At 64.1% G+C, this 23,855-nt stretch carries 21 protein-coding genes; 7 read left to right on the top strand and 14 right to left on the bottom strand.

Annotated features, from left to right (window positions below):
- The first annotated feature begins 21 nt into the window (after window positions 1-21).
- Window positions 22-2,130 (top strand): PQQ-dependent dehydrogenase, methanol/ethanol family, encoded by a 2,109-nt coding sequence (locus tag AC1DSF_RS02230; protein ID WP_478182257.1) that lies wholly within the window; start codon window positions 22-24, stop codon window positions 2,128-2,130.
- Window positions 2,131-2,150: 20 nt separating this feature from the next.
- Window positions 2,151-3,128: an ABC transporter substrate-binding protein gene (locus AC1DSF_RS02225; RefSeq protein WP_478125083.1), complete on the top strand. Its 978-nt coding sequence runs from the start codon at window positions 2,151-2,153 to the stop codon at window positions 3,126-3,128.
- Here the strand turns inward: AC1DSF_RS02225 and AC1DSF_RS02220 are convergent.
- Both AC1DSF_RS02220 and AC1DSF_RS02215 read right to left on the bottom strand, forming a co-directional pair.
- Window positions 3,079-5,379 (bottom strand): hybrid sensor histidine kinase/response regulator, encoded by a 2,301-nt coding sequence (locus AC1DSF_RS02220; protein WP_478182256.1) that lies wholly within the window; start codon window positions 5,377-5,379, stop codon window positions 3,079-3,081. The genes AC1DSF_RS02225 and AC1DSF_RS02220 overlap by 50 nt on opposite strands.
- A gap of 283 nt (window positions 5,380-5,662) precedes the next feature.
- Entirely contained in the window at window positions 5,663-6,151 is a 489-nt protein-coding gene (locus AC1DSF_RS02215; protein ID WP_478125080.1) for a hypothetical protein, read from the bottom strand.
- 237 nt (window positions 6,152-6,388) lie between these two features.
- Between AC1DSF_RS02215 and AC1DSF_RS02210 the strand changes: the two genes are divergently transcribed.
- Window positions 6,389-7,105 carry a response regulator gene (locus AC1DSF_RS02210; RefSeq protein ID WP_478125079.1) on the top strand — a complete coding sequence of 239 codons (717 nt, stop codon included), beginning with the start codon at window positions 6,389-6,391 and terminating at the stop codon, window positions 7,103-7,105.
- 133 nt (window positions 7,106-7,238) lie between these two features.
- Here AC1DSF_RS02210 and AC1DSF_RS02205 read toward each other — a convergent pair whose 3' ends face one another.
- Window positions 7,239-8,216, bottom strand: coding sequence for a tripartite tricarboxylate transporter substrate-binding protein (locus AC1DSF_RS02205; RefSeq protein ID WP_478125078.1), 978 nt, complete (start codon window positions 8,214-8,216; stop codon window positions 7,239-7,241).
- A gap of 77 nt (window positions 8,217-8,293) precedes the next feature.
- On the opposite strand from AC1DSF_RS02205, the gene AC1DSF_RS02200 reads away from it, so the two are divergent.
- On the top strand, window positions 8,294-9,091 hold the full coding sequence (locus AC1DSF_RS02200) for an SIR2 family NAD-dependent protein deacylase (RefSeq protein WP_478125077.1): 798 nt from the start codon (window positions 8,294-8,296) through the stop codon (window positions 9,089-9,091).
- On the opposite strand, the gene AC1DSF_RS02195 is transcribed toward AC1DSF_RS02200, so the two are convergent.
- Both AC1DSF_RS02195 and AC1DSF_RS02190 read right to left on the bottom strand, forming a co-directional pair.
- A complete protein-coding gene (locus tag AC1DSF_RS02195; RefSeq protein ID WP_478125076.1) occupies window positions 9,064-10,008 on the bottom strand; it encodes an acetamidase/formamidase family protein in 945 nt (314 codons plus the stop codon). The genes AC1DSF_RS02200 and AC1DSF_RS02195 overlap by 28 nt on opposite strands.
- An 11-nt stretch (window positions 10,009-10,019) precedes the next feature.
- Window positions 10,020-10,775 (bottom strand): SDR family NAD(P)-dependent oxidoreductase, encoded by a 756-nt coding sequence (locus AC1DSF_RS02190; protein WP_478125075.1) that lies wholly within the window; start codon window positions 10,773-10,775, stop codon window positions 10,020-10,022.
- Window positions 10,776-10,932: 157 nt separating this feature from the next.
- Here AC1DSF_RS02190 and AC1DSF_RS02185 point away from each other — a divergent pair, with 157 nt between their 5' ends.
- Window positions 10,933-11,373, top strand: a complete 441-nt coding sequence (locus tag AC1DSF_RS02185) for a CBS domain-containing protein (protein WP_478125074.1) — start codon at window positions 10,933-10,935, stop codon at window positions 11,371-11,373.
- Between the two features lie 10 nt (window positions 11,374-11,383).
- Complete coding sequence (locus tag AC1DSF_RS02180) at window positions 11,384-12,016, top strand: class I SAM-dependent methyltransferase (protein WP_478125073.1); 633 nt, start codon at window positions 11,384-11,386, stop codon at window positions 12,014-12,016.
- A gap of 21 nt (window positions 12,017-12,037) precedes the next feature.
- On the opposite strand, the gene AC1DSF_RS02175 is transcribed toward AC1DSF_RS02180, so the two are convergent.
- Window positions 12,038-12,646, bottom strand: coding sequence for a hypothetical protein (locus AC1DSF_RS02175; protein ID WP_478182255.1), 609 nt, complete (start codon window positions 12,644-12,646; stop codon window positions 12,038-12,040).
- A gap of 152 nt (window positions 12,647-12,798) precedes the next feature.
- Window positions 12,799-14,142 (bottom strand): cytosine deaminase, encoded by a 1,344-nt coding sequence (locus AC1DSF_RS02170; RefSeq protein ID WP_478182254.1) that lies wholly within the window; start codon window positions 14,140-14,142, stop codon window positions 12,799-12,801.
- 163 nt (window positions 14,143-14,305) lie between these two features.
- Between AC1DSF_RS02170 and AC1DSF_RS02165 the strand changes: the two genes are divergently transcribed.
- Window positions 14,306-15,376: a DnaJ C-terminal domain-containing protein gene (locus AC1DSF_RS02165; protein WP_478182253.1), complete on the top strand. Its 1,071-nt coding sequence runs from the start codon at window positions 14,306-14,308 to the stop codon at window positions 15,374-15,376.
- Window positions 15,377-15,400: 24 nt separating this feature from the next.
- On the opposite strand, the gene AC1DSF_RS02160 is transcribed toward AC1DSF_RS02165, so the two are convergent.
- The 7 genes from AC1DSF_RS02160 to AC1DSF_RS02130 form a co-directional block, all read right to left on the bottom strand.
- Window positions 15,401-16,648 carry a phenylacetate--CoA ligase family protein gene (locus AC1DSF_RS02160; protein ID WP_478182252.1) on the bottom strand — a complete coding sequence of 416 codons (1,248 nt, stop codon included), beginning with the start codon at window positions 16,646-16,648 and terminating at the stop codon, window positions 15,401-15,403.
- A gap of 131 nt (window positions 16,649-16,779) precedes the next feature.
- Window positions 16,780-17,592: an ABC transporter ATP-binding protein gene (locus AC1DSF_RS02155; RefSeq protein ID WP_478144174.1), complete on the bottom strand. Its 813-nt coding sequence runs from the start codon at window positions 17,590-17,592 to the stop codon at window positions 16,780-16,782.
- A 31-nt stretch (window positions 17,593-17,623) separates the two neighbouring features.
- Window positions 17,624-18,955: an ABC transporter substrate-binding protein gene (locus AC1DSF_RS02150; protein ID WP_478125067.1), complete on the bottom strand. Its 1,332-nt coding sequence runs from the start codon at window positions 18,953-18,955 to the stop codon at window positions 17,624-17,626.
- 44 nt (window positions 18,956-18,999) lie between these two features.
- Window positions 19,000-20,064 carry a branched-chain amino acid ABC transporter permease gene (locus AC1DSF_RS02145; RefSeq protein WP_478182251.1) on the bottom strand — a complete coding sequence of 355 codons (1,065 nt, stop codon included), beginning with the start codon at window positions 20,062-20,064 and terminating at the stop codon, window positions 19,000-19,002.
- Between the two features lie 2 nt (window positions 20,065-20,066).
- Window positions 20,067-20,996: a branched-chain amino acid ABC transporter permease gene (locus AC1DSF_RS02140; RefSeq protein ID WP_478125065.1), complete on the bottom strand. Its 930-nt coding sequence runs from the start codon at window positions 20,994-20,996 to the stop codon at window positions 20,067-20,069.
- Window positions 20,997-20,998: 2 nt separating this feature from the next.
- On the bottom strand, window positions 20,999-21,781 hold the full coding sequence (locus AC1DSF_RS02135) for an ABC transporter ATP-binding protein (protein ID WP_478125064.1): 783 nt from the start codon (window positions 21,779-21,781) through the stop codon (window positions 20,999-21,001).
- A gap of 22 nt (window positions 21,782-21,803) precedes the next feature.
- Window positions 21,804-23,789 (bottom strand): AMP-dependent synthetase/ligase, encoded by a 1,986-nt coding sequence (locus AC1DSF_RS02130; RefSeq protein WP_478182250.1) that lies wholly within the window; start codon window positions 23,787-23,789, stop codon window positions 21,804-21,806.
- Between the last annotated feature and the right edge of the window lie 66 nt (window positions 23,790-23,855).

Here is a 23,855-nt window from a genome sequence, read left to right as displayed (position 1 = left end):
CCACAACGAAGGAGACACACGATGACCAAGACACACGCCAGGCTGGCGTTGGGCGCGTTGCTTTGCATGGCTGCCGTGGTTGCGGGCGCCGAGCCCGCGAAAGGTTCTCCCGAATTCATCAAGTCGGCGACGCAACGCGTTGACGGCGCATTCATCCGAGCCAACGCTGCGAAGACGCCCGACTGGCCCAGCTACGGGCTGGACTATGCCGAGACGCGCTTCAGCAAGCTTGACCAGGTCGATGCCGCCAACGTGAAGGATCTCGGGCTCGTGTGGTCGTACGATCTTCAATCCACGCGCGGCGTCGAGGCGACGCCGCTTGTGGTCGACGGCATCATGTATGTCACCGCTTCGTGGAGCGTCGTGCATGCGATCGATGCGCGAACAGGCAAGCAGATCTGGACCTACGACCCGGGCGTCGATCGGTCCAAGGGCTACAGAGGCTGCTGCGACGTGGTCAACCGCGGGGTCGCCATCTACCAGGGCAAGGTGTACGTGGGCGCATACGACGGGCGCTTGATCGCTCTGGATGCATCGACCGGAAAAGTCGTCTGGGAAAAAGACACCGTCATCGACCACTCGAAGTCCTACACGATCACCGGCGCGCCGCGCGTGGTCAAGGGCAAGGTGCTGATCGGCAATGGCGGCGCGGAGTATGGCGTGCGCGGCTACATCACGGCCTATGACGCCGCGTCGGGCCAGCAGAGATGGCGCTGGTTCGCGGTGCCCGGCGATCCGTCGAAGCCCTACGAGGACGCGTCAATGGCCAAGGCCGCTAAGACGTGGGACCCGAGCAACAAGTACTGGGAGTCGGGCGGCGGGGGAACGCCATGGGATTCGGTCGCTTTCGATCCCGAACTCAACCTGTTGTACATCGGCACGGGCAACGGTTCGCCATGGGCACGCAGCCAGCGCAGTCCCAAGGGCGGCGACAACCTCTATCTCGCGTCGATCGTCGCGCTCAATCCAGACACCGGCAAGTACGTGTGGCACTACCAGGAGACGCCCGGCGACAACTGGGACTACACCTCGACGCAGTCGATGATCCTGGCCGACATCAAGCTGGACGGCAAGCCGCGCAAGGTGATCCTGCATGCGCCGAAGAACGGCTTCTTTTTTGTGGTGGATCGAACCAACGGCAAGTTCATTTCCGCCAAGAACTTCGTCGACGTGAACTGGGCGAGCGGCTATGACAAGAACGGCCGGCCGATCGAAATCGCCTCGGCGCGCGAGGGCACCAAACCCAACGACACCATTCCAGGGCCCTTCGGAGCGCACAACTGGCATCCGATGTCCTTCAATCCGCAGACCGGATACGCCTATCTGCCCGCCCAGCACGTGCCGATCAACCTCATGGACGACAAGGACTGGAAGTTCAACGAGAACGTGCCCGGGCGCCCGCATGCCGCGCTGGGCTGGAACACCGCCAAGTTCGCGAACGTCCAGCCGCCCGTCAGCAAGCCCATGGGCAGGCTCGTCGCCTGGGACCCGATCGCGCAAAAGGCGGCGTGGAGCGTCGACTACGTCTCGCCATGGAACGGCGGCACGCTCACGACCGCAGGCAACCTCGTGTTCCAGGGAACGGCCGACGGGCGCCTGGTCGCCTACAACGCCAAGACCGGCGACAAGCTCTGGGAAACACCCACCGGCACCGGCGTGGTGGCGGCGCCGAACACCTACATGGCCGACGGCAAGCAGTACGTGTCGGTGGCCGTCGGATGGGGCGGCGTTTATGGCCTGGCCGCCCGCGCGACCGAGCGGCAGGGCCCGGGCACCGTCTACACCTTCGCCATCGGCGGCACCGCGCCCAAGCCCGCGTTCGTGCAATACCGCATGGACGCGCTGCTGCAGGGCGTCAAGTACGACCCTGCCAAAGTCGAAGCGGGCACCATGCTCTACGTGAGCAACTGCGTCTTCTGCCACGGCGTGCCTGGCGTGGATCGGGGCGGCAACATCCCGAACCTGGGCTACATGAACTCGGCCTTCATCGAGAACCTCGACAAGTTCGTGTTCAACGGACCGGCGACGACACGCGGCATGCCCGACTTCACCGGCAAGCTGACGACCGAGGACGTCGAGAAGATCAAGGCGTTCATCCAGGGGACTGCGGACGCGATACGGCCGAAGTAGGGCGCCAGAGGCGCGCATGAATGGAAAGGCGCCGCACCCTCGTCGCTGTGCTTTGTGGGTGTGCCGCGCTGCCGGACGTGGATGCGCAGCCGAAGCCCCGCGCTTTTCGAATCGGCTACTTGCACCCGACGGATCCGCAGGATGTCGCCTATCCAGCCTTTTTGCGGGGGCTGAAGGAGCTTGGCTATACCGTGGGCCAAGACCTGCTTGTTGAAGCGAGGTTCGCCGACGGCAAGCCGGAGCGGCTGGACGCGATGGCCGCCGACATGGTCGATCAGCACGTCGACGTCATCGTTGCTTCGTCGCCCGCGGCGATTCATGCCGCCCGTGTCGCCACGCGAAACATTCCGATCGTCATGGCTTTCAGCGGCGACGATCCGGTCAAGACCGGCATTGCAGCGTCGCTCTCGCATCCTGGCGGCAACACGACAGGGCTGACAGCCATTGCGGCCGACATCGTTGCGAAGAAGCTGGAGTTGCTTCTGGCGCTTGTTCCGGGGCTGAAATCCGTCGCCGTGATGAGGTCGCCGCGAGGGGTGGACCATACGGCGCAGATCGATGCACTGCGTGTTCCGGCGCAAGCCCGTGGCATTCGCTTGCAGGTGGTCGAAGTGACCGAGGCCGCGGACTACCCACCGGCGTTCGCTCGCATCGTCGATGCCGATACCCGCTCATTGGTTGTTCTTTCCGGCCCTGAATTCACGCAGCAGCGACAGCAACTCGTGTCGCTCTCGGCGCGCTATCGATTGCCCGCCGTCTACAGCTTCTCCAATTTCGTGGAGATCGGCGGGCTTGCATCGTACGGTCCCGACATCGTCGATCTTTCCTCCCGCGCTGCAGGATACGTGGACAGGATTCTTCATGGGGCCAACCCTGCAGACATGCCGATCGAGCGGCCGCGCAAGCTGTATCTGGCAATCAACCAGACAACCGCCCTCAGCCTCGGACTCAAAATCTCGCAGACGCTGCTGCTGCAAGCTGACAGATTGATTCGATGACAGGGGCTCCGCTGTCAGACTGGGCGAGATGCTCCAGCAGTGCCCGCAGCTTGCCCGCCGGCGCCGGCTTGAGCATGACCGGGCATCCCGTTGCGCGCGCTGCTGCCATGAGTGCCGGTGAAGCTTCACCGGTGACGAATGCGCACGCCAGGCGGGGGCCCAGCTCGATTTGAAGCTTTTCCACGATTTGCACACCGGTTTCGCCTTGCTGCAAATCCAGGTCGCACAGGACGATGTCGGGCCGACGCAGCCTCGCGTGCGCCAAGGCGACGTCGCCATTGGCGGCGGCCATGACGTCGCAGTGCCATCGTGTGAGCAGGCCGCGCATAGCTTCGCGAACGGGCTCTTCATCGTCGATGACCAAAACGCACTTGCCGCGCAGACTGTCAACGATCGACGCGCGCGGTGCCTTGTCATCGGTCTCAGCCTCGGCGTTCGCCGGTGCGTTGACACACGGCATCCATACGCGCACGAGCGTTCCCTTGCCCGGCAGGGATTCGATCTCTATGCGATGCCCAAGCAGCAGCGCAAGCCGCTTGACGATGGCAAGGCCAAGTCCGAGACCGCCGGTCATGCCTTCGCCGGTGCCGCGATCTGTCGCGCCCGCCCGATAGAACTCCTGGAAAACGCGAGGCAGGTGCTCTGCCTCAATGCCGACACCAGTGTCTGCCACCACTACCGCGACTTCGCCGTTGCGCCGGCGGCAGCCGATCACGATCCGGCCCTTACGCGTGTAGCGCACGGCATTGGCGATCAGGTTGAGCAGAATTCGCTCCAGCAGCAATGGATCGGAGCGAACCCACGCCGAAGTTCGCACCTGCGTCAACGCCAGCCCTTTCGCTTGCGCAGCTAGCGCGAATTGGGAGGCAAGGCGCGACAGGAGCGGTTGCAGCGCCAGCGGCTGGGGATCCGCGTGAATGGCGCCAACATCGAGCTTGGAAAGATCCAGCAAGCCATCGAGCAAATCCGCGAGCGCGCCGGCCGACTGTTCGATCCGCTCTACGAGCACGCTCGCCTCTGGCGGCAATGCGACCGTGCGCAACTCGCCGACGAACAACGACAGGGCGTGGATTGGCTGGCGCAGGTCGTGACTGGCCGCGGCAAGGAAACGAGTCTTTGCCTCGTTCGCCACCGCCAGGTCATGAGTCCGCTCGGCGATTCGTGTTTCCTGGTTCGAGTGCGTTTCCTGCAAGCGCTCGGCCATGCGGTTGAACTGGGTGGCAAGGCCATCGAGCTCGTCACCGGTGCGCAGCGCAATTCGCTGATCGAGTTGACCACTACCCAGTTGTCTGGCGCGCGTCTCGATCTCGCGGATGGGCCGCACCATGCGCCGAGCGAGCAGCACGATGGTGGCAATGGCAGCGACGATGCCCAGCAAGACCAGCGCGACCGATCGGCCGACGGACGCGTAGACAGGGCGGAAAGCCTCCGCGAGCGACTGTTCGGCAAACACAGTCCACCCCATTTCGGGCACCGGCGCGGCGATCGAAACCACCGGCGTGCCATGGACGTCGAAAGCTTCGCCGATGAAGGCGCTGGTTTGTGTTCCGCCGTCGAGTACTCGGCGCACGTGGGCGAGGGCAGACAGGTTCGACTTGGACAGAACCAGTGAAATGTCGGGATGGGAGATGAGTTGCCCTTCGCGATCCACCACGTAGGCAACGCCACCGGACTTCAGGTGCGCCTGCGCAATCACATCCCACACGTACTTGAGATTGACCTCTGCTTCGAGCACGCTGCCCATCGCCTCACGCGTCACGGCAACGACCACGTACGGCTCGGTTCCCTGAAGGAAATGGACCCGCCCGACGTAGTCCGTCGATTGATGTTCCTTCTCGAAGCTTGGATCGGCGGACCAGTCGCGGCCGCTGTCCGGCACATTGAAGCCGAAGCGGGAGAGAAAGAGTTGCTCTTTTCCCGCCGCCGTGATCCAACGCAGCTCGCTGATCTCCGGGTGATGTCGAAACAGGGCCACCAGTTCGAGTTGCAGGTCGCCGGTGTCGATGTTTGCCGAAGTGCCGAATTTGCCCACGCTGATGTGCATCGCGTCCTGCACACCGCGGATGAAGTTCGCGATTTCCTTGGCGGCATAGTGCGCCGTGGCGCCTTGGACTTCCGCCAGCGCGGCAACTGACCCCCGATACGCGAAGTAGCCGCTGATTGCGCCGCTCGCGGCGAGCAGGACGCTCACCAGCCCGGCGAAATACGCGGCGTACTTCCACAACAGTGTCCGGCGCGCGAAAAGCTGCATGAGCCTTGCCCTCGGATGACAGCATCGCGATATCGCAGGCTGCGCGTTCGCGGGAGCGCAGCGTACCCGGCTTCCGAGCTGGTGTCACCGTGCGCCCTGACAGGGCGCTGAACGGTCCGGGCAGACAGCTGGCGTGTTCGTGCCGGTTGATGCACTGTCAGTCAATGCAGTCGGCATGTAGCCGCCGCCACCACCACCGCAAGCGTGGACAAGCAATGTTGAGGCGACGACCGCAAGCCGGATCGCGCCTCTTGCCTGAAAGCGCATCGCATTCATGGCGGCCTCAATGACCATCGCGCCGACTCCTGGACGGCGAGACTCGGGCCAGCGTGCCCTGGAAGATATTGGCTGAGTTGTTGGGCGCTGTGTTCTGAATGAACCATCCTTCGTCGCCGTCCGGCCCCATGTAGATTGTGTGGCTCAAACCGTCGGAGAAATTGAGCGTCCCGGTACAGTCCGCGAGCAGGCTGTAGGTCCCGACACTGCCAGTGGTCACTCTCAAGGTGCCATTCATGCTCACCGTGGCGTTCGGCGACGTAACGGCGCCTTCGCCATCAAAGCGAAGTTGCTCGATGATCGCCTTCGGAAGGGCCGTGGTGGTGCCCGGCGGAATGGTGAAGCCGCTCGCCGCAAGGACGTACGAGCCGCTCAGCGTATGCAGGCTGCACTGCTGCGGTCCGTTCGCGTCGTGCGCCGAGCCTGGCGCGGACCACGCCATTGCACATATTGCCAATGCGGCCGCGGTCCATGCATGATTCGATCGATTTGTCATGTTCAGGCTCCAGTAGGGTGATTGGGTGGTCCGCACGGCCCGGGATTGCACCGTTGCGTGGCCCCATTCTGGGCAGACGCGGCTGGCAAATGAATCGGACCAAAGGGCCGGCGCCTGCCCAATCTCCATGGAGTCCCGCGCCAGACAATCGCGCCAAAGGAGCGACATGCCGAATGACGATCCGGGCTTTTCACTGCAGGGCATCCGGCCCTTTCGGGCCTACCCCAAAGGGCCGGCATGAGAGTGCTTGTCGTCGATGACCATCCGCTCATTCAGGAAGCGATGAGCAATGTGCTGCGGCGCCTCCATGCGCAAGTCGACATTGCTGTGGCGAGCGACTGCGGGCGCGGCCTCGACATGGCGTCGCAAGGTGTCGAGCCTGATCTTGTGCTGCTCGATCTGAATCTGCCGGGGCTCTCCGGAATTGCGGCGCTGAAGACATGGCGCGCGCGATTTCCCGCTGTGCCGGTGGTCGTGCTGTCTGCAACCGATGATCAGCAGACGGTGCTTGGCGCCTTCGCAGCTGGCGCGGCGGGGTTCGTCCCGAAGTCCTCCAGCAACGAAGTCACCCTCGACGCTGTGCGCCTCGTGCTCGACGGCGGCAAATACCTCCCGCCAGAGTTGCTGTCGTCCACCGATCGCCGCAACCCGCCGGCAACTCGGGTGCGCACAGCCAAGTTGTCACTCGAAACATTGGGCCTTACCGGCCGTCAACTCGCCGTGCTGCAGCACATCGCCAACGGCGCCCCCAACAAGATCATTTGCCGCGACCTTGGGTTGGCAGAGCGCACCGTGAAGGCGCACATCACAGCCGTCTTCCGAGCCCTCAACGTCACCAGCCGAACCCAGGCCGCCATCGCCGCGGCCGCTCTAGGCTTGCCCACGCGAGGCCAAATCGACCCCCACCCCGCCGCGGACCCACGGTCGCCAAGAGGTCAACCCAATTCGACATGACCATCGAGCGCCCCCGTTCGGCAGGGAATTCGCGAAACACCGCGGAACCGGCTTTGCCGGGCCGCTGGTGTTGCCCCCGGCAGGGGGTGGAGAGCGACACGAAGTGCGCGAGCCTGGAGGCGAGCCCTATCTTCTAGTCTGCATAAACGCCCGCCGCCTTGATGATCGGGCTCCACTTCGCGATCTCGGCCATCACGAACTTCTTGTGACCCTCGGGTTCGATGCGGCCGTCATTGGCCACGACCGCGCCGAGTCCTTCCTGCTTCTTGACGAATTCAGGGTCCTTCAGGGCGACCTTCAACGCATCGTTCAGCTTCTTGGTGACGGCAGCCGGCGTGCCCTTGGGCGCATAGAGGCCATGCCAGATCGTGACCTGGAAGTCCTTCAGGCCGGCCTCTTGCAGCGTCGGCAGGTCCTTGAGCAAGGGCGTGGTCAAGCGCTTGTCCGTGGTCACGGCAAAGGCCTTTACTTTCTTGCCTTCGATGTGCGGAGAGGTGTTTGTCGTCTGATCGCACAGCAAGTCGATCTGCCCGCCGATCAAGTCAGTGATGGCGGGCGCCGTGCCCTTGTAAGGGACCGGCGTCATTTCGGTCTTCATCGCGGTCTGGTAGAGCAGGCCGCACAGGTGCGAGGCCGAGCCGACGCCCGCATTGCCGAGGTTGATCTTGCCCTTGTTGGCCCCAATCCAGGCGGTGAGTTCCTTGTAGTTGCTGGCCGGCAAGCTTGGCTTGGAGATCAGCGTCATCGGAACGTCGTTGACGATGCCGAGGTACTCGAAGTCCGTGTCGACCTTGAAGGGCACGTTGCGCACCAGCGTGGGGATGGTGGACATGGCGATGTGGTTGAGCAGCAGCGTATAGCCGTCCGGCGCCGCCCGCGCCACCTTGGCCGCACCGATCGAACTGCCGGCACCGGGCACGTTGTCGATCACGATGCTCACGCCTCCGAGCGGCTTGCGCAGGGCTTCGGCAAGGTCTCGCGCGACTCGGTCGGTCGGGCCGCCCGCGGCGAACGGCACCACGATGCTGATGGGCTTGCCGGCAGGGAAATCCTGTGCGTGGACGCACGCGACAGCCGCGGCAAGCGCCGTGAAAGCGAGCAATTTCTTCATGGTCACTCCAGATCGAAAACGAAATGGTGGTGATCTTAAGATCTGACCAGAAGCTGACTTATCCCGGATTGCCCTTAGTGCAAGAATCCCTGGCGCCGCCCGAAAACCCTGTTCCCGCCGATTCGATGACAGAAAGCCAGCAGCCCTTGCAGACCGCCATCGAGCTGCTGCGCGAGGCAAACCGCATCGTCGTCTTCTCGGGTGCGGGGCTGTCCAAGGCGTCGGGTATTCCGACCTACCGCGACGCCGATGGGCTCTGGATGAACCAGAACGCGGTGCAGTTCTCGCATGCCGATGACTTGCAGCGCGACCCAGCGGGCTTCACGCGGTTCTGGGCGCAGCGGCTCGCGGCGGTCGAGGGCGCCAAGCCCAACCCGGCGCACGTGGCCCTGGCTCGATTGCAGCGGCTTCGTCCCGCGACGCGGCTCATCACGCAGAACGTCGACGGCTTGCTGACGCTGGCTGGCTGCGTCGACGTGCTGGAGCTGCACGGATCGCTGCGCCGCTGGCGTTGCGATCACTGCGGCAATCGCCGCGGCCCCTGGCTGCTGCACCGGTGCAAGCGTTGCGGGTCGCGCGCACGGCCGGACATCGTGATGTTCGGCGAGATGCTGAACGAGGGCGTGCTGCTCGATGCTCAAACGGCCGCGCAGGAGAGCAACGCATTCATCGTCGTCGGGAGCACCGCGGTCGTCTATCCGGCTGCCGCCTTGCCGCTGGAAGCGGTGGGGCACGGCAGCAAGCTCATCACGCTCAACATGGAGCCGCTGCATCTCGACGCCTCGGCCAGCGCGGTTTTGCGCGGTCCCGCCGAAGACCTGTTGCCGAAGCTCATCGCGGGCATCGACTACACGAGCACCACTCTCGGAAAATAGAACGACACCACCCAGTTGGGCACGTCGACGATCGAACTGATGCGAAGGTCCGCGCACACGCTGCAGAGCATGTAGGCGTCGATCGGCTCATAGCCATAGCGGCTGCTCAGGAGCTCGATCATTTCCGAAACGGCCATCCGGGCGCCTGTCATGAGGTCGGGACCGATGCCTGTGGTGACCTCGTAGCCGTGCGTGTCGAAATGGCGGCTGACCGGGCCCGGTGTCACGTAGCGCGGCGAGCGCAGCCGGGCATCCTTCACGAGTTCGAATTTGAGCGCCACGTCGATGGGACTTTCGATGGCGGTGCCGCAGACCTCGCCGTCGCCCTGCGCAGCATGCGTATCGCCCACGGAAAAGAGCGCGCCTTCGACCTCGATCGGGAGGTAGAGCTCGGTCCCCTCCGCAATGTCGCGCGCATCCATGTTGCCGCCGACATTGCGCGGCGGAATGATGCTGTGCAAGCCCGGTTCGGCAGGTGCGACGCCGATGGTCCCGGTGAACGGCTTCAATGGCACGCGGCCGCCCGGTCCGTACATTGCCGGCGTGAGGCCCGGATCGTAGTTCCAATGATGAAGTCTCGCGTCCGGGAACTGGTCCGTGAGCAATCCGAAGCCGGGAATGTTCGCGGTCCAGCCCCAGCCCGACGGCCGCAGTGACAGCACGGTCACCTTGAGCGCGTCACCGGGCCTTGCGCCGTCGATATACACCGGCCCGGTCACCGGATTCACGTGCGCAAGATCGAGCTTCCCGACGTCGGCCGCGGTAGACGTGCGCGTGAGTTGGCCGGAAGATGCGTCGAGCGTTTCGAACTGCACCGTCTCTCCCGGCGCGATCGTCAGGCGGGGCGGAAAGGCATTGTTCCAGCCGTGATGGATGTGCTTGCTGTGGATCGTATGGTGCGTCACCGGTTCGCTCATGGCCGGCACTCCTAGACCGCCACCGTCAGCGCGCCGTCGATCACCAGGTTGGTCCCGGAGATCCGGCTGGCGGCAGGGCTCGAAATGAACACCACGCCGCGAGCGACCTCATCGGGCGTGCCGAACTTGCCCGTCGGGTTGACCTTGAGGGTGGACGCGTACAGGTCCGGCAGGTTCTTCTCGATGTTCTGCCAGATCCCTCCTTCGAAATAGGTGTTGCCCGGCGAGACGCTGTTCACGCGGATCCCTTTGCCGACAAGCTGCCGGCTCAGCCCCTTGGCGTAGTGAATGAGCGCCGCCTTGATCGCTCCGTAGGAGCCGGCTGCGAAGTCGACCTCGAACCCCGAAACGCTCGAGATCAGCACGATGGAGCCGCAGTCGGATTTCTCCAGGAACGGCACTGCCGCCGCGACCGCATTGACGCTATGCATCATGTCGGTGCGGAACGACTTCTCCCAGGACTCGGCGCTGTCCCCGACCGCCAGCGCGCTCACGTTGCAGACCAGGGCGTCGATGCCGCCCAGTACGCCGGCGCTCGCGGCGATCCACGCCGAAAGCGCAGGGCCGTCGGCCACGTCCAGCGCGCGTCCGAAGGATTTCACGCCCTTGGCCTGCAAGGCCGCAGCGGCTTCGCCCACCTCGTCTTCCTTGCGCGCGCAGATGGCGACATCCGCGCCTTCGACCGCGAAGCACTCTGCGATGGCCCTGCCGATTCCCCGGCTGCCGCCGGTGACGAGGGCGCGCTTGCCCTTGAGTCCGAGATCCATGGCCACTCTCCTTTGAAGGATGGGGGCTTGCATTCTGAGCGTCCACCGCAGACCTGTAAATGTCGGGGCGGGCGTGGGGTGCATTGGCTTGTGACGACCCTGCAGGCCGCGCAGAATGGAAACTGGAAACGATTGCCCCATCCGGAGAAAACGACTCATGAAAACAGTGGCTGAAATCCTCAAGGCCAAAGGCGATTCGAGCGTCTTTTCGATCGAGCCTTCGGCCTCGGTCTTCGACGCCGTCAAACGCATGGCAGAGAAGAACGTGGGCGCACTCCTCGTCATGGAGGGTGACCGCATCCTGGGCGTGGTGACCGAGCGCGACTACGCGCGCAAAGTCGTCCTGCTGTCGCGTTCATCGAAAGACACGCCGCTGCGCGAGGTGATGACTTCGGCGGTGATCTACGTTCGGCCCAACCAGACGAGCGAGGAATGCATGGCGCTCATGACCGAGAACCGCGTGCGCCACCTGCCGGTGATGGACGACGGCAAGCTGGTGGGCCTGATCTCCATCGGGGACATCGTGAAGGGGATCATCTCGGAGCAGAACTTCATCATCGAGCAGTTGCAGCACTACATCGCCGGGGAGACCCGCTGACGGGAGGCCCATGCCCCTGACCTCCGAAGAGCTCGAACACATCGAAGCACTCACGCTCGCCCATTACGACGGGCAGGCGGAAGATTTCTGGGCCGGCACGCGCGGCCACGACGTGAGCCAGAACATCGCGGCGCTGCTCGAGCACATCCAGGCAACGCCGCCGTTCGAGATCCTGGATTTCGGCTGCGGCCCCGGTCGCGACCTCCGGACCTTCCGCCAGATCGGCCACATCGCCACCGGGCTCGATGGCGCTGCGCAGTTCGTCGAGATGGCGCGTTCCTATAGCGGTTGCGAGGTATGGCACCAGAGCTTTCTGTCTTTGGACCTCCCGCCCGCCCGGTTCGATGGCGTGTTCGCGAACGCATCGCTGTTTCACGTGCCTGCACAAGAGTTGCCGCGCGTGCTGGGCGAATTGCGCGAGACACTCAAGCCTGGGGGTGTGCTGTTCAGTTCGAACCCTCGGGGCGAAGGGCAGGAAGGCTGGCGCGGGGACCGCTACGGGGCCTATCATGACCTCGCGGGTTGGCGCCATCTCATGACGGCCGCGGGCTTTATTGAACTGGCTCACTACTTTCGGCCCGCCGGCTTGCCGCTCGAGGAGCAGCCGTGGCTGGCAAGCGTCTGGCGAAAGCCAGCGTCCTGATCCTGCTGAGGGCGGGCTGCTTCAGTCGGCCGTTTCGCCGCCCCTGAAGCCCCGGTCGGCAGGTCCGCGCGCCAGCAATTGGCGCAGTCGCTTTCGCAGCGCCGGAATCGGCTGGGCGGCGTTCGAGGCATGGGCCGCATCCCATTGCCGGTACACCTCCCTTTCCTGCTTCAGGCATTGGCCGAGTGCCTCAAGATTGCGCTCGTTGTAAGCCCAGATGCCCCGAACCACGAAGTTGCCGGGCGTTTCCGAATCCGGCATCGGCGAGATCGTCACCGCCTCGGCGCCCATCGCCTGCAGGAGCGCAGAGCGCGCGCCGGCCACTTGCATTCCGTCGCCATGCATCTCGATCTCACGATTCAGCGCATAGCGCACCGCCTGCAGACCCTGGAAGTTCTCGGTGAGAAATGCGGTGGTTTCGAGCAGCACCAGTGGACCGAAATTTCGCTTCTGGACTTTCACGAACTGCGATGGCAGAAAACGCCCGATCGACACTTCGGTTCCGTCGCGGCTGACGCTCACGGGATCGAGCGTGCCGAGGTGGACGGCTGCGTCGTGCACCTCCATGGCTTCGCCGAGCTCGTAGTCTTTCCCGCGGTGTCCGGTAATTCGAAGTCTCTCAAAGGTCATCGTGTCATCGTGTCATCGAGCTGCGCCTCTGCTTGAAGGCATGACGAGGATGCCATGAGTGGCTCCGGCCCTGCGCCCGCCGCTGAACACGCCGGATTCGGCCCGCGGCAAGACCGCACGAAAAGACGCGAAAACTTGGACGCTGCGGATGCTCAGCCGACCATCAGATCGTCGAGCAGGCGGTAGTCCGGCAGTGTCGTGTCGATGGCGCGCCCGGCACGAACGATCGTGCGATCGAATTGCGTGCGGGCCAGCATCTCCGAATAGTTGCGGGCCTTCAGCACGAGAAAGTCCGCTGGCGTGCCGGCCTTCAGCACACCCCGGTCGATGCCCATGATCGCCGCCGGCGTTTCAGTCGCGGCGCGTATCCAGTCGCCCAACGGGTGGTCGAGGTGCAGGATCTTCACGGCTTGCGTGAAGGTGTCGAGCATGTCGTGATCGCCGTAGGCGTAGAAGGGGTCGCGGCAGTTGTCGCCCGCCACCGCCACGCGCAGCCCACGCGCCTTCATTTCGTGCAGCACGGTCACGCCGCGCCATCTGGGTGTGCGGGCTTCCTGGCTGCGGTCCTGCAGGTACATGTTGACGGTCGGCAAGCTGACGATGTCGATGTTGGCGTCCTTGCACGCAGCGATCGTCTCTTCGATGAACTCGTCAGTCTGCAGGGCCAGCGAAGTGACGTGGCCGCACAGGATGCGCCCCTTGAAGTGCTGTGCCACAGCGGTGCGCGCCACCCGGATGAGCGCACGCGCGTGCGGATCGGTCGATTCGTCCACGTGCAGGTCCAGGTTCAGCCCACGCTCGGCCGCGAGTTGGAACACCCGCACGAGCGCCTCGTCCAGATCCGGTGGCATGGTTTCGTTCGGGTGCTTGGCCGAGCGCGTCACGCAACCCAGCTTGCCGCCGCTTTCAGCCACGGTGTCGGCCAGTTGGCGGCCTTCGTCCGTCAGGAAGACATTGAGGGGTGCGATCGACGACACCTGCAGGTCGATCCGCCCGGCCCAGCGCTCGCGCATCTTCCGAAACACGGGAAACGAGATCGACGGCTGCGGGGCGAGCGAGTCGAGGTGGGTGCTGATGGCGACGACGCCCTTGGCATAGGCGGTATTGAGCCCGAACTCCATGCGCCGGCGAACGTCTTCTGCGTTCCAGCGCGCGGTGCGGTCGCGCAGGGTGGCCATCGATGCGCCGGCGCCGTCGCCGGTCGGATTGGGTTGGCGCGGCCAGATGTGGCCCTTGTCGAGATGCGTGTGGCAGTCGACCATGCCGGGCAGCACCATGGAGGCGTCCAGGTCGGGTCCCAGTTCGATGGGCATCGCGCCCGCTGCATCGATGGCAGCGATGCGGCCGTCATCCACCAGCAGGTCGACGCCGACGAGTTCGTCATCCGCGTCGCCCGGCAGTTCGGCCTGCACGAGGCAGCGAGGCGCGCGAAGGTTGCGCAGGGCATAGCGCGTGGTGGCGGGGGGCTGAAAAAACGAGTGACTCATCTGGCTCATGTGGCGCATCTGTCTCATCGAGGAAAGAGGAATGATTCTTGCGCAAAGGCCGGTCGCAAGGAGCATGCCTGTGATCGCGCGGAATTGCTCGCCGATAATTCGCTCCGGCGGTTCGCGTCTCGTGCCGAACCGCTTGGCAGTTTGAAGAAACAAGGATTTGAACTTGGGCACCGACAACGCTTTCGCTGAACTGGGCCTTGCCTCCGGCGCCACCGAGCGCGAGGTGAAGGCTGCATGGCGGCGGCTGGTGTCGCAGTGGCACCCGGACCGCAACAGCAGCGCCGATGCCGTCGCGAGGATGCAGCGCATCAATCGCGCATTCGAGCAGATCCGCAATGCCGGATTCGTCGATACCGCCGGGAGCGCCGGGAGCAGCGATGCCCAGCCTCGCCCAGAGTCCGCGCCCGCTTCCGCTTCCGCGTCTGCAGAGGCTCAATCCAAGGACACCGAGCCCCGCCGGCGCCCGATCAACCGCAAGATCAAGCTCACGCTCGAAGAGGCTGCGCTGGGCTGCATCAAGACCGTCCGCGGCAAAGCGACGCATGTCTGCGCCACATGCGATGGTGCCGGCCACCAGGTGCTCGGCGGCAACTGCAGCCATTGCGGCGGCTCTGGGGCGGTGGCAAAGCGCTCCTTCTTTGGCTGGCCCGGCGGCAAAAGCGAATGCGCCGCCTGCCATGGCGGCGGCATCGCGCAGCGCACGTGCCCCGACTGCAACGGTGCCGGCACGCAAATCCGCGCTTATCAATTGAAGGTACGCATCCCCGCGGGTGTGCGGCAGGGCGATCTCCTGCATGTCGACGGACGACGCGCAAGTTCGAATCCGCCGGGTGTCGATCTCGAAATCAAGGTCGAGCTGCTGGACCATGCGTTCTTCACGCTCGACGATGACGGGACGGTCCGTTGCGAGATTCCGGTGGACGGGTTTGCATGGATCGCCAATCGCCAGATCCAGGTTCCGACGGTTGCAGGATTCCAGTCGATCGCCTTGCGCCGCGATCGATTGATGTATCGCCTGAAAGGTCACGGCTTTCCTGTCACGCGGCGCGGTCTCCGGGGAGACCAGATGATCGCGGTGAAGCCGGTGTTCCCGGAACAACTCAGTCGCGACCAGGAGATCCTGCTCGATCAAATCATCGCGACGTCATCAGGAAGCCTGGGCGCCGATGAACGCCTGCGCGCGTGGAACCGCAGCTTGCGCACCTGGGAGCGCAGCCAGAAGGCGCGCGGCTGAGTTCGACAGCGCCGACGTGGACGTCTAGCGATAGCTGCGCAGGTCCTCGATCACCTTGCCGTCGTTCGGCAGGCTCCCGGGCCCGACGAACTCCACCGCGCCGCGCAGCTTGGTGACATCGCGAACCGCTTCTCCGACGCGCTCGGCGAGGTTGTCCGGCGCGGAGGCGCATTCGAGCCGGAGCGTCATGCGGTCATCAGCCATCTCGCCTTCAACCACCAGGCGTGCGCGCAGCACTTCGGGAAAGCGCCGCGCAATCTCCGCGACCTGGCCGGGATGGACGAACATGCCGCGCACCTTGGTCGTCTGGTCCGCGCGGCCGAGCCATCCCTTGATGCGCGTGTTGGTGCGCCCCGTGGGGCAGCGTCCCGGCAGCACAGCGGAAAGATCCCCCGTGCCGAAGCGGATCAAAGGGTAATCAGGGTTGAGCGTGGTAACCACGATCTCGCCGACCTCGCCCTCGGGCAGGGGATCGCCAGTGCCGGGCCGCACGATTTCCACAATCACGCTCTCGTCGAGCACCAGCCCTTCGCGGCTGTTCGTCTCGTAAGCGATGAGGCCCAGGTCGGCGGTCGCATAGCACTGCATCCCCGTCACGCCGCGTTCGGCGATCCAGTCGCGCAAGCTCGGCGGAAAGGCTTCGCCGGAGACCAGCGCCTTGGTGAGCGAGGACAGCGCGACGCCTTTGTCAGCGGCCTTCTCGATGATGATCTTCAGGAAGCTCGGCGTGCCCACATAGCCTGCCGGGCGCAGATGGGCCATGGCTTCCACTTGTTGTTCGGTCTGTCCGGTGCCGCCGGCAAATACCGTACAGCCCAGCGCGCGCGCGCCGCTTTCCATGATCGATCCGGCGGGCGTCATGTGATAGCTGAAGCTGTTGTGTACCAACTCTCCATTGCGAAAGCCTGCGGCATGCAGTGCGCGCGCGGTACGCCAATAGTCGGTCGCCTCGCCTTCGGGCTCGTAGATCGGTCCCGGGCTCGCGAAGACGCGCGTCATGCGCGAGCCGAACCGGATCGCGGAGAAGCCGCCGAACGGGTCGCTCGCGCGCCTTTCAGTCTGCAACGCCAGCAGCTCGGATTTGCGTGTGACCGGCAGCTTCGCGAGCGCTTCGCGGCTCGTGATGTCCGCAGGCGCGATGCCGTCGAGGATCTTCGCCAGCGCCGACGCCCCCGTTTGCGCCTGCATGATCTGGCGCGGCAAAGCGGCAAGCAGGTCGCGCTCCCGCTCTTCGGGGTCGCGCACTTCGAGCGCGTCATAACAGTCGATCATCAGCGTGCCCATCCTTCAAGTTCATCGTGCATACGGGAAACACCGCGGAGCCGGCTCCGCCGGGCCGCTGGTGTTGCCCCCAGCGAGGGGGGTGGCGCAGCGACACGAAGTGCGCGAAGCCTGGGGGTGAATCAAGCCAGCCATCGCTTTCTGCGCTTGTAGCTTTTGACGTCCTTGAAGCTCTTGCGATCCGCCCCGCCGACGCCGAGATAGAACTCCTTCACGTCCTCGTTCTCGCGCAGGCTCCTGGCCTCGCCATCCATCACGATACGGCCGTTCTCGAGGATGTAGCCGTAATCCGCGAACCGCAGCGCCATGCTGGTGTTCTGCTCGGCCAGCAGGAAGGTCACGCCTTCCTTTTCGTTCAGGTCCTTCACGATGCCGAAGACTTCTTCGACGATCTGCGGCGCGAGCCCCATCGAGGGTTCGTCCAGCAGCACCATGTTCGGATTGGCCATCAGCGCGCGTCCGATGGCGCACATCTGTTGCTCACCGCCGGAGGTATAGGCCGCCTGCGAGGTGCGCCGCGTCTTCAGGCGAGGGAAATAGGCATAGACCTTCTCCAGCGTCTCGGCAACGGCGGCCTTGCCGTCGGTGCGCGTGTAGGCGCCCGTCATCAGGTTGTCTTCGATCGACAGGTGCGCAAAGCAATGCCGTCCTTCCATCACCTGAATCAGCCCCCGCTTGACGAGCTCCGCGGGCGAGAGCGCCTCGATGCGCTCACCCCGCAGTTCGATCGTTCCCTTCGTCACCGCGCCCCGTTCACCGGCGAGCAGGTTCGAGACGGCGCGCAGTGTGGTCGTCTTGCCCGCGCCGTTGCCCCCCAGCAGCGCGACGATGCCGCCTTCAGGCACCGTGAGCGAAACGCCCTTCAGCACGAGGATCACATGGTTGTAGATGACCTCGATGCCATTGACGTCGAGAAGGACCTTGCGTTCGCTCATGGTGCCTCGAAGTGATCGCGCAGTGTGCGGTTCAGGAAGCGCTGCAGTCAGCGGCGTCGCGCCGGTTCAGCTTCTTCTCGCTCGCGTACTTCTCGCCCGCCGCCTTGACCATCGGCTTGATGATCTGTTCGTCGGCCTCATACCACTCGGGCGCGATATTCCACTTGCTGCCGTCCCACGTCTCGATGCGTGCCCAGCTCGATCCCATGTGGTCCTGGCACGAAGTGCTGATCGGCCGCATCACGCCGGCAAAGCCCAGTGCATCGAGCTTCTTCTGGTCGAGCGCAAGGTTCTCCAGGCCCCAGCGAACCTGTTCGCCGGTCATGACCTTGCCTTTGCCGAAGCGCTCCTGTGCGCGCCGCACCGCTTCGACACCGAGCATCTGGATGATGACGCCGCGCGTGTAGAGCACCGAACCGACTTCCTCCTTCGGACCCGTGCCCTGGCCCTTGTCATGCACGTTCTTCAGGATGTCCTGGATGACCTTGGGTTGCGTGCCGGAGGAATTGAGCGCGAGTGCGTTGTAGCCCTTGGCGTTGGCGCCGACGTCCTTCACGTCCGGCTCCGCGCCGGCCCACCACACGCCATACATCTTCTCGCGCGGATAGCCGGTAGCGACTGCTTCCTTGAGTGCCGTCGAGTTCATCACGCCCCAGCCCCAGAGCAGCACGTAGTCAGGCCGCTGCTGGCGCACCTGCAGCCATGCCGACTTCTGCTCGATGCCAGGTGCCGTGACCGGAATCAGCGTCAGCTCGAATCCGTTCATCTTGGCGCGCTCCTGCAGCAGCGGAATCGGCTCCTTGCCAAAAGGCGAGTCGTGATAGACCAGTGCGATCTTCTTGCCCTTGAGCTTGTCGGCACCGCCTTCTTTCTTCGCGATGTGCTGGATCAGGATGTCGGCCGCGGTCCAGTAGCTGCCCATCAGGGGGAAGTTCCACTTGAACACGTTTCCATCCTGCGAGGCCGAGAGGCCGTAGCCGAGCGTCAGCAGGGGGATCTTGTCGGCAGGTGCCTTGTCCGTTAGCGCAAAGGTGATGCCGGTCGCCTGCGGATCGATCAGCGTGGCGCCTTTGTCCTTCAGGCGTTCATAGCATTCGACGCCCTTGTCGGTGGCGTAGCCCGTCTCGCATTCCTCGTAGCTGATCTTCACGCCGTTGATGCCGCCGGTCGCGTTGATGAGCTTGATGTAGTCCTGCTTGCCATTGGCCCAGGGAGTGCCGTTGGGCGCATAGGGCCCTGTGCGGTAGACCAGGAGCGGAAAGAACTGCTCCTTGGCCTGAGCCTGCGCGAGCGAAGGTGCGAGCACCGCGCCGAAGGTGCTGGCCACCAGGGCGGCGGTTACGGCGAGCGATTTCAGTTTCATGCCTGTCTCCTTATGGGCACCAAAGTGCCGGTTTGCTGACGAAATCAATGCGGGAAGGGCCAGAGGCGTAATTTCTCTTTCGCCGTGGACCACAGCCGCGCAAGGCCATGCGGTTCGACGATGAGGAAGAACACGATCAGCGCGCCGAAGATCATGAACTCGAGATGCGAGGCGAACGCGGTCGACATCGACACTCCGAACCAGCGCGGAAGCTGATTGAGCAGGATGGGCAGCAGCACGATGAAGGCCGCTCCGAAGAAGCTGCCCATGACCGAGCCCAGCCCACCGATGATCACCATGAAGAGCAACTGGAACGAACGGTCGATGTTGAAAGCCGCCGGCTCCCAGGTGCCCAGATGAACGAAGCCCCAGAGCGCGCCGGCGACGCCGACGATGAACGAGCTCACCGCAAACGCCGAGAGCTTGGCGTATACCGGGCGGATGCCGATCACCGCCGCCGCCACATCCATGTCGCGGATCGCCATCCACTCGCGCCCGATGGCGCTGCGCACGAGGTTCTTTGCGAGCAGCGCGAAGACTGCAAGCAGCGTCAGGCACAGCAGGTATTTCTGCACGGCCGTCTCGATGGGAAGCCCGAACAGGCTCAGCCCCGACACAGACACCGAGCCCGACGATGAGTTGTTCGTCAGCCAGTTGATCCGCAGAAACGCCCAGTCGATGAAGAATTGCGCGGCAAGCGTCGCGACTGCGAGATACAGCCCCTTGATGCGCAGGCTGGGTATGCCGAAGAGCACGCCGACCGCCGTCGAGCACAACCCGCCGAGCAGCAGCGAAAGGATGAGCGGCATCCCGTCGGTGCGGACATGAAAGTTGTAGGCCGCATAGGCGCCGACGGCCATGAAGGCACCGGTGCCGAGAGAGATCTGTCCGCAGTAGCCGACGAGGATGTTGAGCCCCAACGCGGCAAGCGCAAGGATGAGGAATGGAATCAGGATCGCGCGGAACCAGTACTCCGGCGCGATCACCGGCACGACGGCAAAGGCAAACACCAGCAGCGCGAGGATGAGCACGCGGTCCTGCCGGATCGGAAAGATCTGCTGATCGGCGCGGTAGGTCGACTTGAATTGGCCGTTCTCGCGGTAGAACATGTCTAGACCCGATCGATGATTTTTTCGCCGAAGAGACCCTGTGGCCGCACCAGCAGGAAGACAAGCGCCAGCACATACGCGAACCAGATCTCGATGCCGCCGCCGAGCATCGGGCCGAGGTAGATCTCCGAAAGCTTCTCGCCGACGCCGATGAGCAAACCACCGACGATCGCGCCCGGGATGGAGGTCAGGCCGCCGAGGATCACCACCGGCAGTGCCTTCAACGCCACCAGCGACAGCGAGAACTGCACGCCCAGCTTGGAACCCCAGATGATCCCGGCCACCAGTGCCGCAAAGCCCGCGACCGACCACACGATGACCCAGATGCGATTCAGCGGAATGCCGATCGATTGCGCGGCCTGATGGTCATCGGCAACGGCGCGCAACGCACGGCCGGTGGATGTCTTCTGGAAGAACAGCGCCAGCACCACGACCAGAGCGGCGGCAACGAGTGCGGCGATCAGGTCTTCCTGGCTGAGCAGCAGCCCGCCCTGGAAGATGTTCTCCAGCACCATCAGCGGTTCCTTCGGCATGCCGATGTCGATCTTGTAGATGTCGTTGCCGAAGATCGACTGCCCGAGTCCGTCGAGGAAATACGCGATGCCCAGCGTCGCCATCAGCAGCGTGATGCCTTCCTGGTTGACCAGCTTGCTGAGCACCAGGCGCTCGATCAGCCATGCCACCACGATCATCACCGCCATCGCCGCAAAGAAAGCGAGCACGTTGGCCAGCACCTGGCTCTCGAAACCCAGCCACTGCGGAATCCATTCGGAGAAGCGCGCCATCGCCAAGGCCGCGAACAGCACCATCGCGCCCTGCGCGAAGTTGAAGACGCCCGAGGCCTTGTAGATCAGCACGAACCCGATCGCGATCAGCGAATAGAGCATGCCGACCATCAGGCCGCCGAACAGCGTTTCGAGTAGGAAGCCCATCGTCAATGCTCCACGCCCAGGTAAGCCCGGATCACGTCTTCGTTGTTTCGCACGTCATGCGGCGTTCCGTCGCCGATCTTCTTGCCGTAATCGAGCACCACCACGCGATCGGAGATGTCCATCACCACGCCCATGTCGTGTTCGATCAGCACGATGGTCGTGCCGAATTCGTCATTGACGTCGAGGATGAAGCGGCTCATGTCCTGCTTCTCTTCCACGTTCATGCCGGCCATCGGCTCATCGAGCAGCAGCACCTGCGGCTCCATCGCCAGTGCGCGGCCGAGGTCGACCCGCTTCTGGAGGCCATAAGGCAGGCGACCGACCGGCGTCTTGCGATGCAACTGGATTTCGAGAAAGTCGATGATGCGTTCAACGAACTCCCGGTGCGCAAGCTCTTCACGCTCGGCGGGGCCCCAGCGCAGCGCCTGCGCGAGCAAGCCGCTTTTCATCTTGAGATTGCGGCCCGTCATGATGTTGTCGAGCACGCTCATGCCCTTGAACAGCGCCAGGTTCTGGAAGGTGCGCGCCACACCCATCTCGGCGACCTGGCGCGAGTTCATGTGCTTGAACTGTTTTCCGCGAAAGGTGATGGAACCTTGCTGCGGTTGGTAGACGCCGTTGATGCAGTTGAGCATCGAACTCTTGCCCGCACCGTTGGGGCCGATGATGGCGCGAACCTCGTGCTCGCGCACGTTGAAGCTGATGTCCGTCAGCGCCTTGACGCCGCCAAAGCTCAGGCTGATGTTCTGCACATCGAGAATGATGTCGCCGATTTTCCGGTTCATTGCAGCCCTCGCGCCGCGCTCGTCATGCGGCCGCCTTCAGCGGCGCGAACCGCTTTGCTTCGACGATCTTGAGGGTCGCGCTCACGGTGCCGGTGCGGCCATCCTCGAACTTGACCTGCGTTTCGATGAACTGCTCGGCCTTGGCGCCATAGAGCGCATCGAGCAGCACCGCGTACTTCTCCGCGATGAAGCCGCGCCGAACCTTTCGCGTGCGGGTGAGCTCGTCGTCGTCCGGGTCCAGTTCCTTGTGCAGCACCATGAAGCGCGCGATCTGGGTATCGGCCATGCCGTCTTCGGCGGCGAGATCGGCGTTGACCTTGGCGAGGCATTCAGCCACCAGCGCCAGCACTTCGGGCTTGCCGGCAAGGTCCACGTAGCCGCCGTACGGCAGCCCCCGGCGCTCGGCCCAGTTGCCGACGGCTTCGTAGTCGATGTTGATGAAGGCGCAGACTTCATCGCGCTCGTGCCCGAAGCACACGGCTTCCTTGATCTGCGGAAAGAACTTGAGCTTGTTTTCGATGTAGTTGGGCGCGAACATCGCGCCGGCGCAACTGCCGCCGGGGCCGGCCATGCGGCCCACGTCCTTTGCCCGGTCGATGATGCGCAGATGGCCTTCCGCATCCAGAACGCCGGCGTCGCCGGTGTGGAAGTAGCCATCGGCGTCGAGCACTTCGGCCGTCGCGTCGGGGCGCTTGTAGTACTCCTTGAGCACCGATACGCCGCGCACCAGCACTTCGCCATCGGGCGCGATCTTGAGTTCGATGCCCGGTGCTGCGCTGCCCACCGTTTGTAGCTTGACCTTGCCGTCCTGCTGGAGACACACATAGGCGCAAGTTTCGGTCTGCCCATAGAACTGCTTCAGGTTGACGCCGATGGAGCGATAGAAGCGGAACAGGTCCGGCCCGATCGCCGCGCCTGCCGTGTAGGCCACCCGGATGCGGCTCATGCCGAGCACGTTGCGCAGAGGACCGTAGATCACGAGATTGCCGATCGCATACAGCAGCCGATCGCCGAAGCCCACCGGAGCGCCATTGAGGATGTCGGCGCCCACGCGCCGTGCCAGCGCCATGAATTTTGCATACAGCCAGCGCTTGGGTGTGGCCGCATCCTCCATGCGTATGGAGACCGCCGTCAGCAAGCCTTCGAAGGTGCGCGGCGGGCCGAAGTAGTAGCTCGGCCCGATCTCGCGCATGTCGTTCATCACCGTCTCGGCCGATTCGGGGCAGTTGAGCGTGAAGCCTCCGACGAGCCATTGCGCGACGGAAAAAAGATGGTCGCCGACCCACGCCATCGGCAGGTAGCTCATGATGTTGTCGCCCGGGCCGAGTTTGTCGGTCTCTACGCCGCCGCGGCCCGCCGCGATGAAGCTCGCATGTGTCTGGCACACGCCCTTCGGCCGTCCGGTGGTGCCGGACGTGTACAGGATCACTGCGACGTCGGATGGATCGCCGGACGCCACGCTCCGGTCGAAGACGCCGGGGTTCGCTGCGTCCCAACGGCGGCCGAGTTCGCGAAGCTGCTCTTGGCTCATCAGACCCGGCTGGTCATAGTGCCGCAGGCCGCGCGGGTCGTCATAGATGATGTGGCGAATCGTCGGCCGTGTGCCTTTGTCTTTCCCTTTCTGGATGTCCCGGCATTCGAGCAGCTTGTCGACCTGCTCCTGGTCTTCAGCGATCACGAATTCGACGGCGGCGTCGTCCAGCATGAAGACCATCTCGGCAGCGACCGCATCCTGATAGAGCGGCACGGGTACGCCGCGCAGGCTCTGGGCGGCGACCATCGCCATGTAGAGGTGTGGGCGGTTCGCGCCGACGATCGCGAGGTTGTCGCCGGCCTTGAAGCCCAGGCTCGCCAGCCCGCAGGCCATGTCGCGCACCTCGCGCGCCGTCGCTGCCCAGCTCCAGGTCTGCCAGATGCCGAGGTCTTTTTCGCGCACCGCCGGCGCGTCGGGCTGGCGCTCGGCGTGGCCTTGCAACAGGCGAGGAAAAGTGAGGGCTTTGGTCTGCACGATGGGGCGGACTGTAGAACCAACTTTGACGCCAACTTGTCGTTACGACGACAATCCTAGGGACAC

It is taken from the genome of Variovorax sp. 01N429 (assembly GCF_056399425.1).
Note: the sequence above shows the minus strand (reverse complement) of the source record. Positions and strands in the feature narration are given on the sequence as shown.

Excerpts from the sequence above, each read along its gene's own strand:
- AC1DSF_RS02230 (WP_478182257.1), top strand. The coding sequence starts at position 22 with ATGACCAAGACACACGCCAGGCTGGCGTTGGGCGCGTTGCTTTGCATG.
- AC1DSF_RS02225 (WP_478125083.1), top strand. The coding sequence starts at position 2,151 with ATGGAAAGGCGCCGCACCCTCGTCGCTGTGCTTTGTGGGTGTGCCGCG.
- AC1DSF_RS02220 (WP_478182256.1), bottom strand. The coding sequence starts at position 5,379 with ATGCAGCTTTTCGCGCGCCGGACACTGTTGTGGAAGTACGCCGCGTAT.
- AC1DSF_RS02215 (WP_478125080.1), bottom strand. The coding sequence starts at position 6,151 with ATGACAAATCGATCGAATCATGCATGGACCGCGGCCGCATTGGCAATA.
- AC1DSF_RS02210 (WP_478125079.1), top strand. The coding sequence starts at position 6,389 with ATGAGAGTGCTTGTCGTCGATGACCATCCGCTCATTCAGGAAGCGATG.
- AC1DSF_RS02205 (WP_478125078.1), bottom strand. The coding sequence starts at position 8,216 with ATGAAGAAATTGCTCGCTTTCACGGCGCTTGCCGCGGCTGTCGCGTGC.
- AC1DSF_RS02195 (WP_478125076.1), bottom strand. The coding sequence starts at position 10,008 with ATGAGCGAACCGGTGACGCACCATACGATCCACAGCAAGCACATCCAT.
- AC1DSF_RS02190 (WP_478125075.1), bottom strand. The coding sequence starts at position 10,775 with ATGGATCTCGGACTCAAGGGCAAGCGCGCCCTCGTCACCGGCGGCAGC.
- AC1DSF_RS02185 (WP_478125074.1), top strand. The coding sequence starts at position 10,933 with ATGAAAACAGTGGCTGAAATCCTCAAGGCCAAAGGCGATTCGAGCGTC.
- AC1DSF_RS02180 (WP_478125073.1), top strand. The coding sequence starts at position 11,384 with ATGCCCCTGACCTCCGAAGAGCTCGAACACATCGAAGCACTCACGCTC.
- AC1DSF_RS02175 (WP_478182255.1), bottom strand. The coding sequence starts at position 12,646 with ATGACCTTTGAGAGACTTCGAATTACCGGACACCGCGGGAAAGACTAC.
- AC1DSF_RS02170 (WP_478182254.1), bottom strand. The coding sequence starts at position 14,142 with ATGAGCCAGATGAGTCACTCGTTTTTTCAGCCCCCCGCCACCACGCGC.
- AC1DSF_RS02160 (WP_478182252.1), bottom strand. The coding sequence starts at position 16,648 with ATGATCGACTGTTATGACGCGCTCGAAGTGCGCGACCCCGAAGAGCGG.
- AC1DSF_RS02155 (WP_478144174.1), bottom strand. The coding sequence starts at position 17,592 with ATGAGCGAACGCAAGGTCCTTCTCGACGTCAATGGCATCGAGGTCATC.
- AC1DSF_RS02150 (WP_478125067.1), bottom strand. The coding sequence starts at position 18,955 with ATGAAACTGAAATCGCTCGCCGTAACCGCCGCCCTGGTGGCCAGCACC.
- AC1DSF_RS02145 (WP_478182251.1), bottom strand. The coding sequence starts at position 20,064 with ATGTTCTACCGCGAGAACGGCCAATTCAAGTCGACCTACCGCGCCGAT.
- AC1DSF_RS02140 (WP_478125065.1), bottom strand. The coding sequence starts at position 20,996 with ATGGGCTTCCTACTCGAAACGCTGTTCGGCGGCCTGATGGTCGGCATG.
- AC1DSF_RS02135 (WP_478125064.1), bottom strand. The coding sequence starts at position 21,781 with ATGAACCGGAAAATCGGCGACATCATTCTCGATGTGCAGAACATCAGC.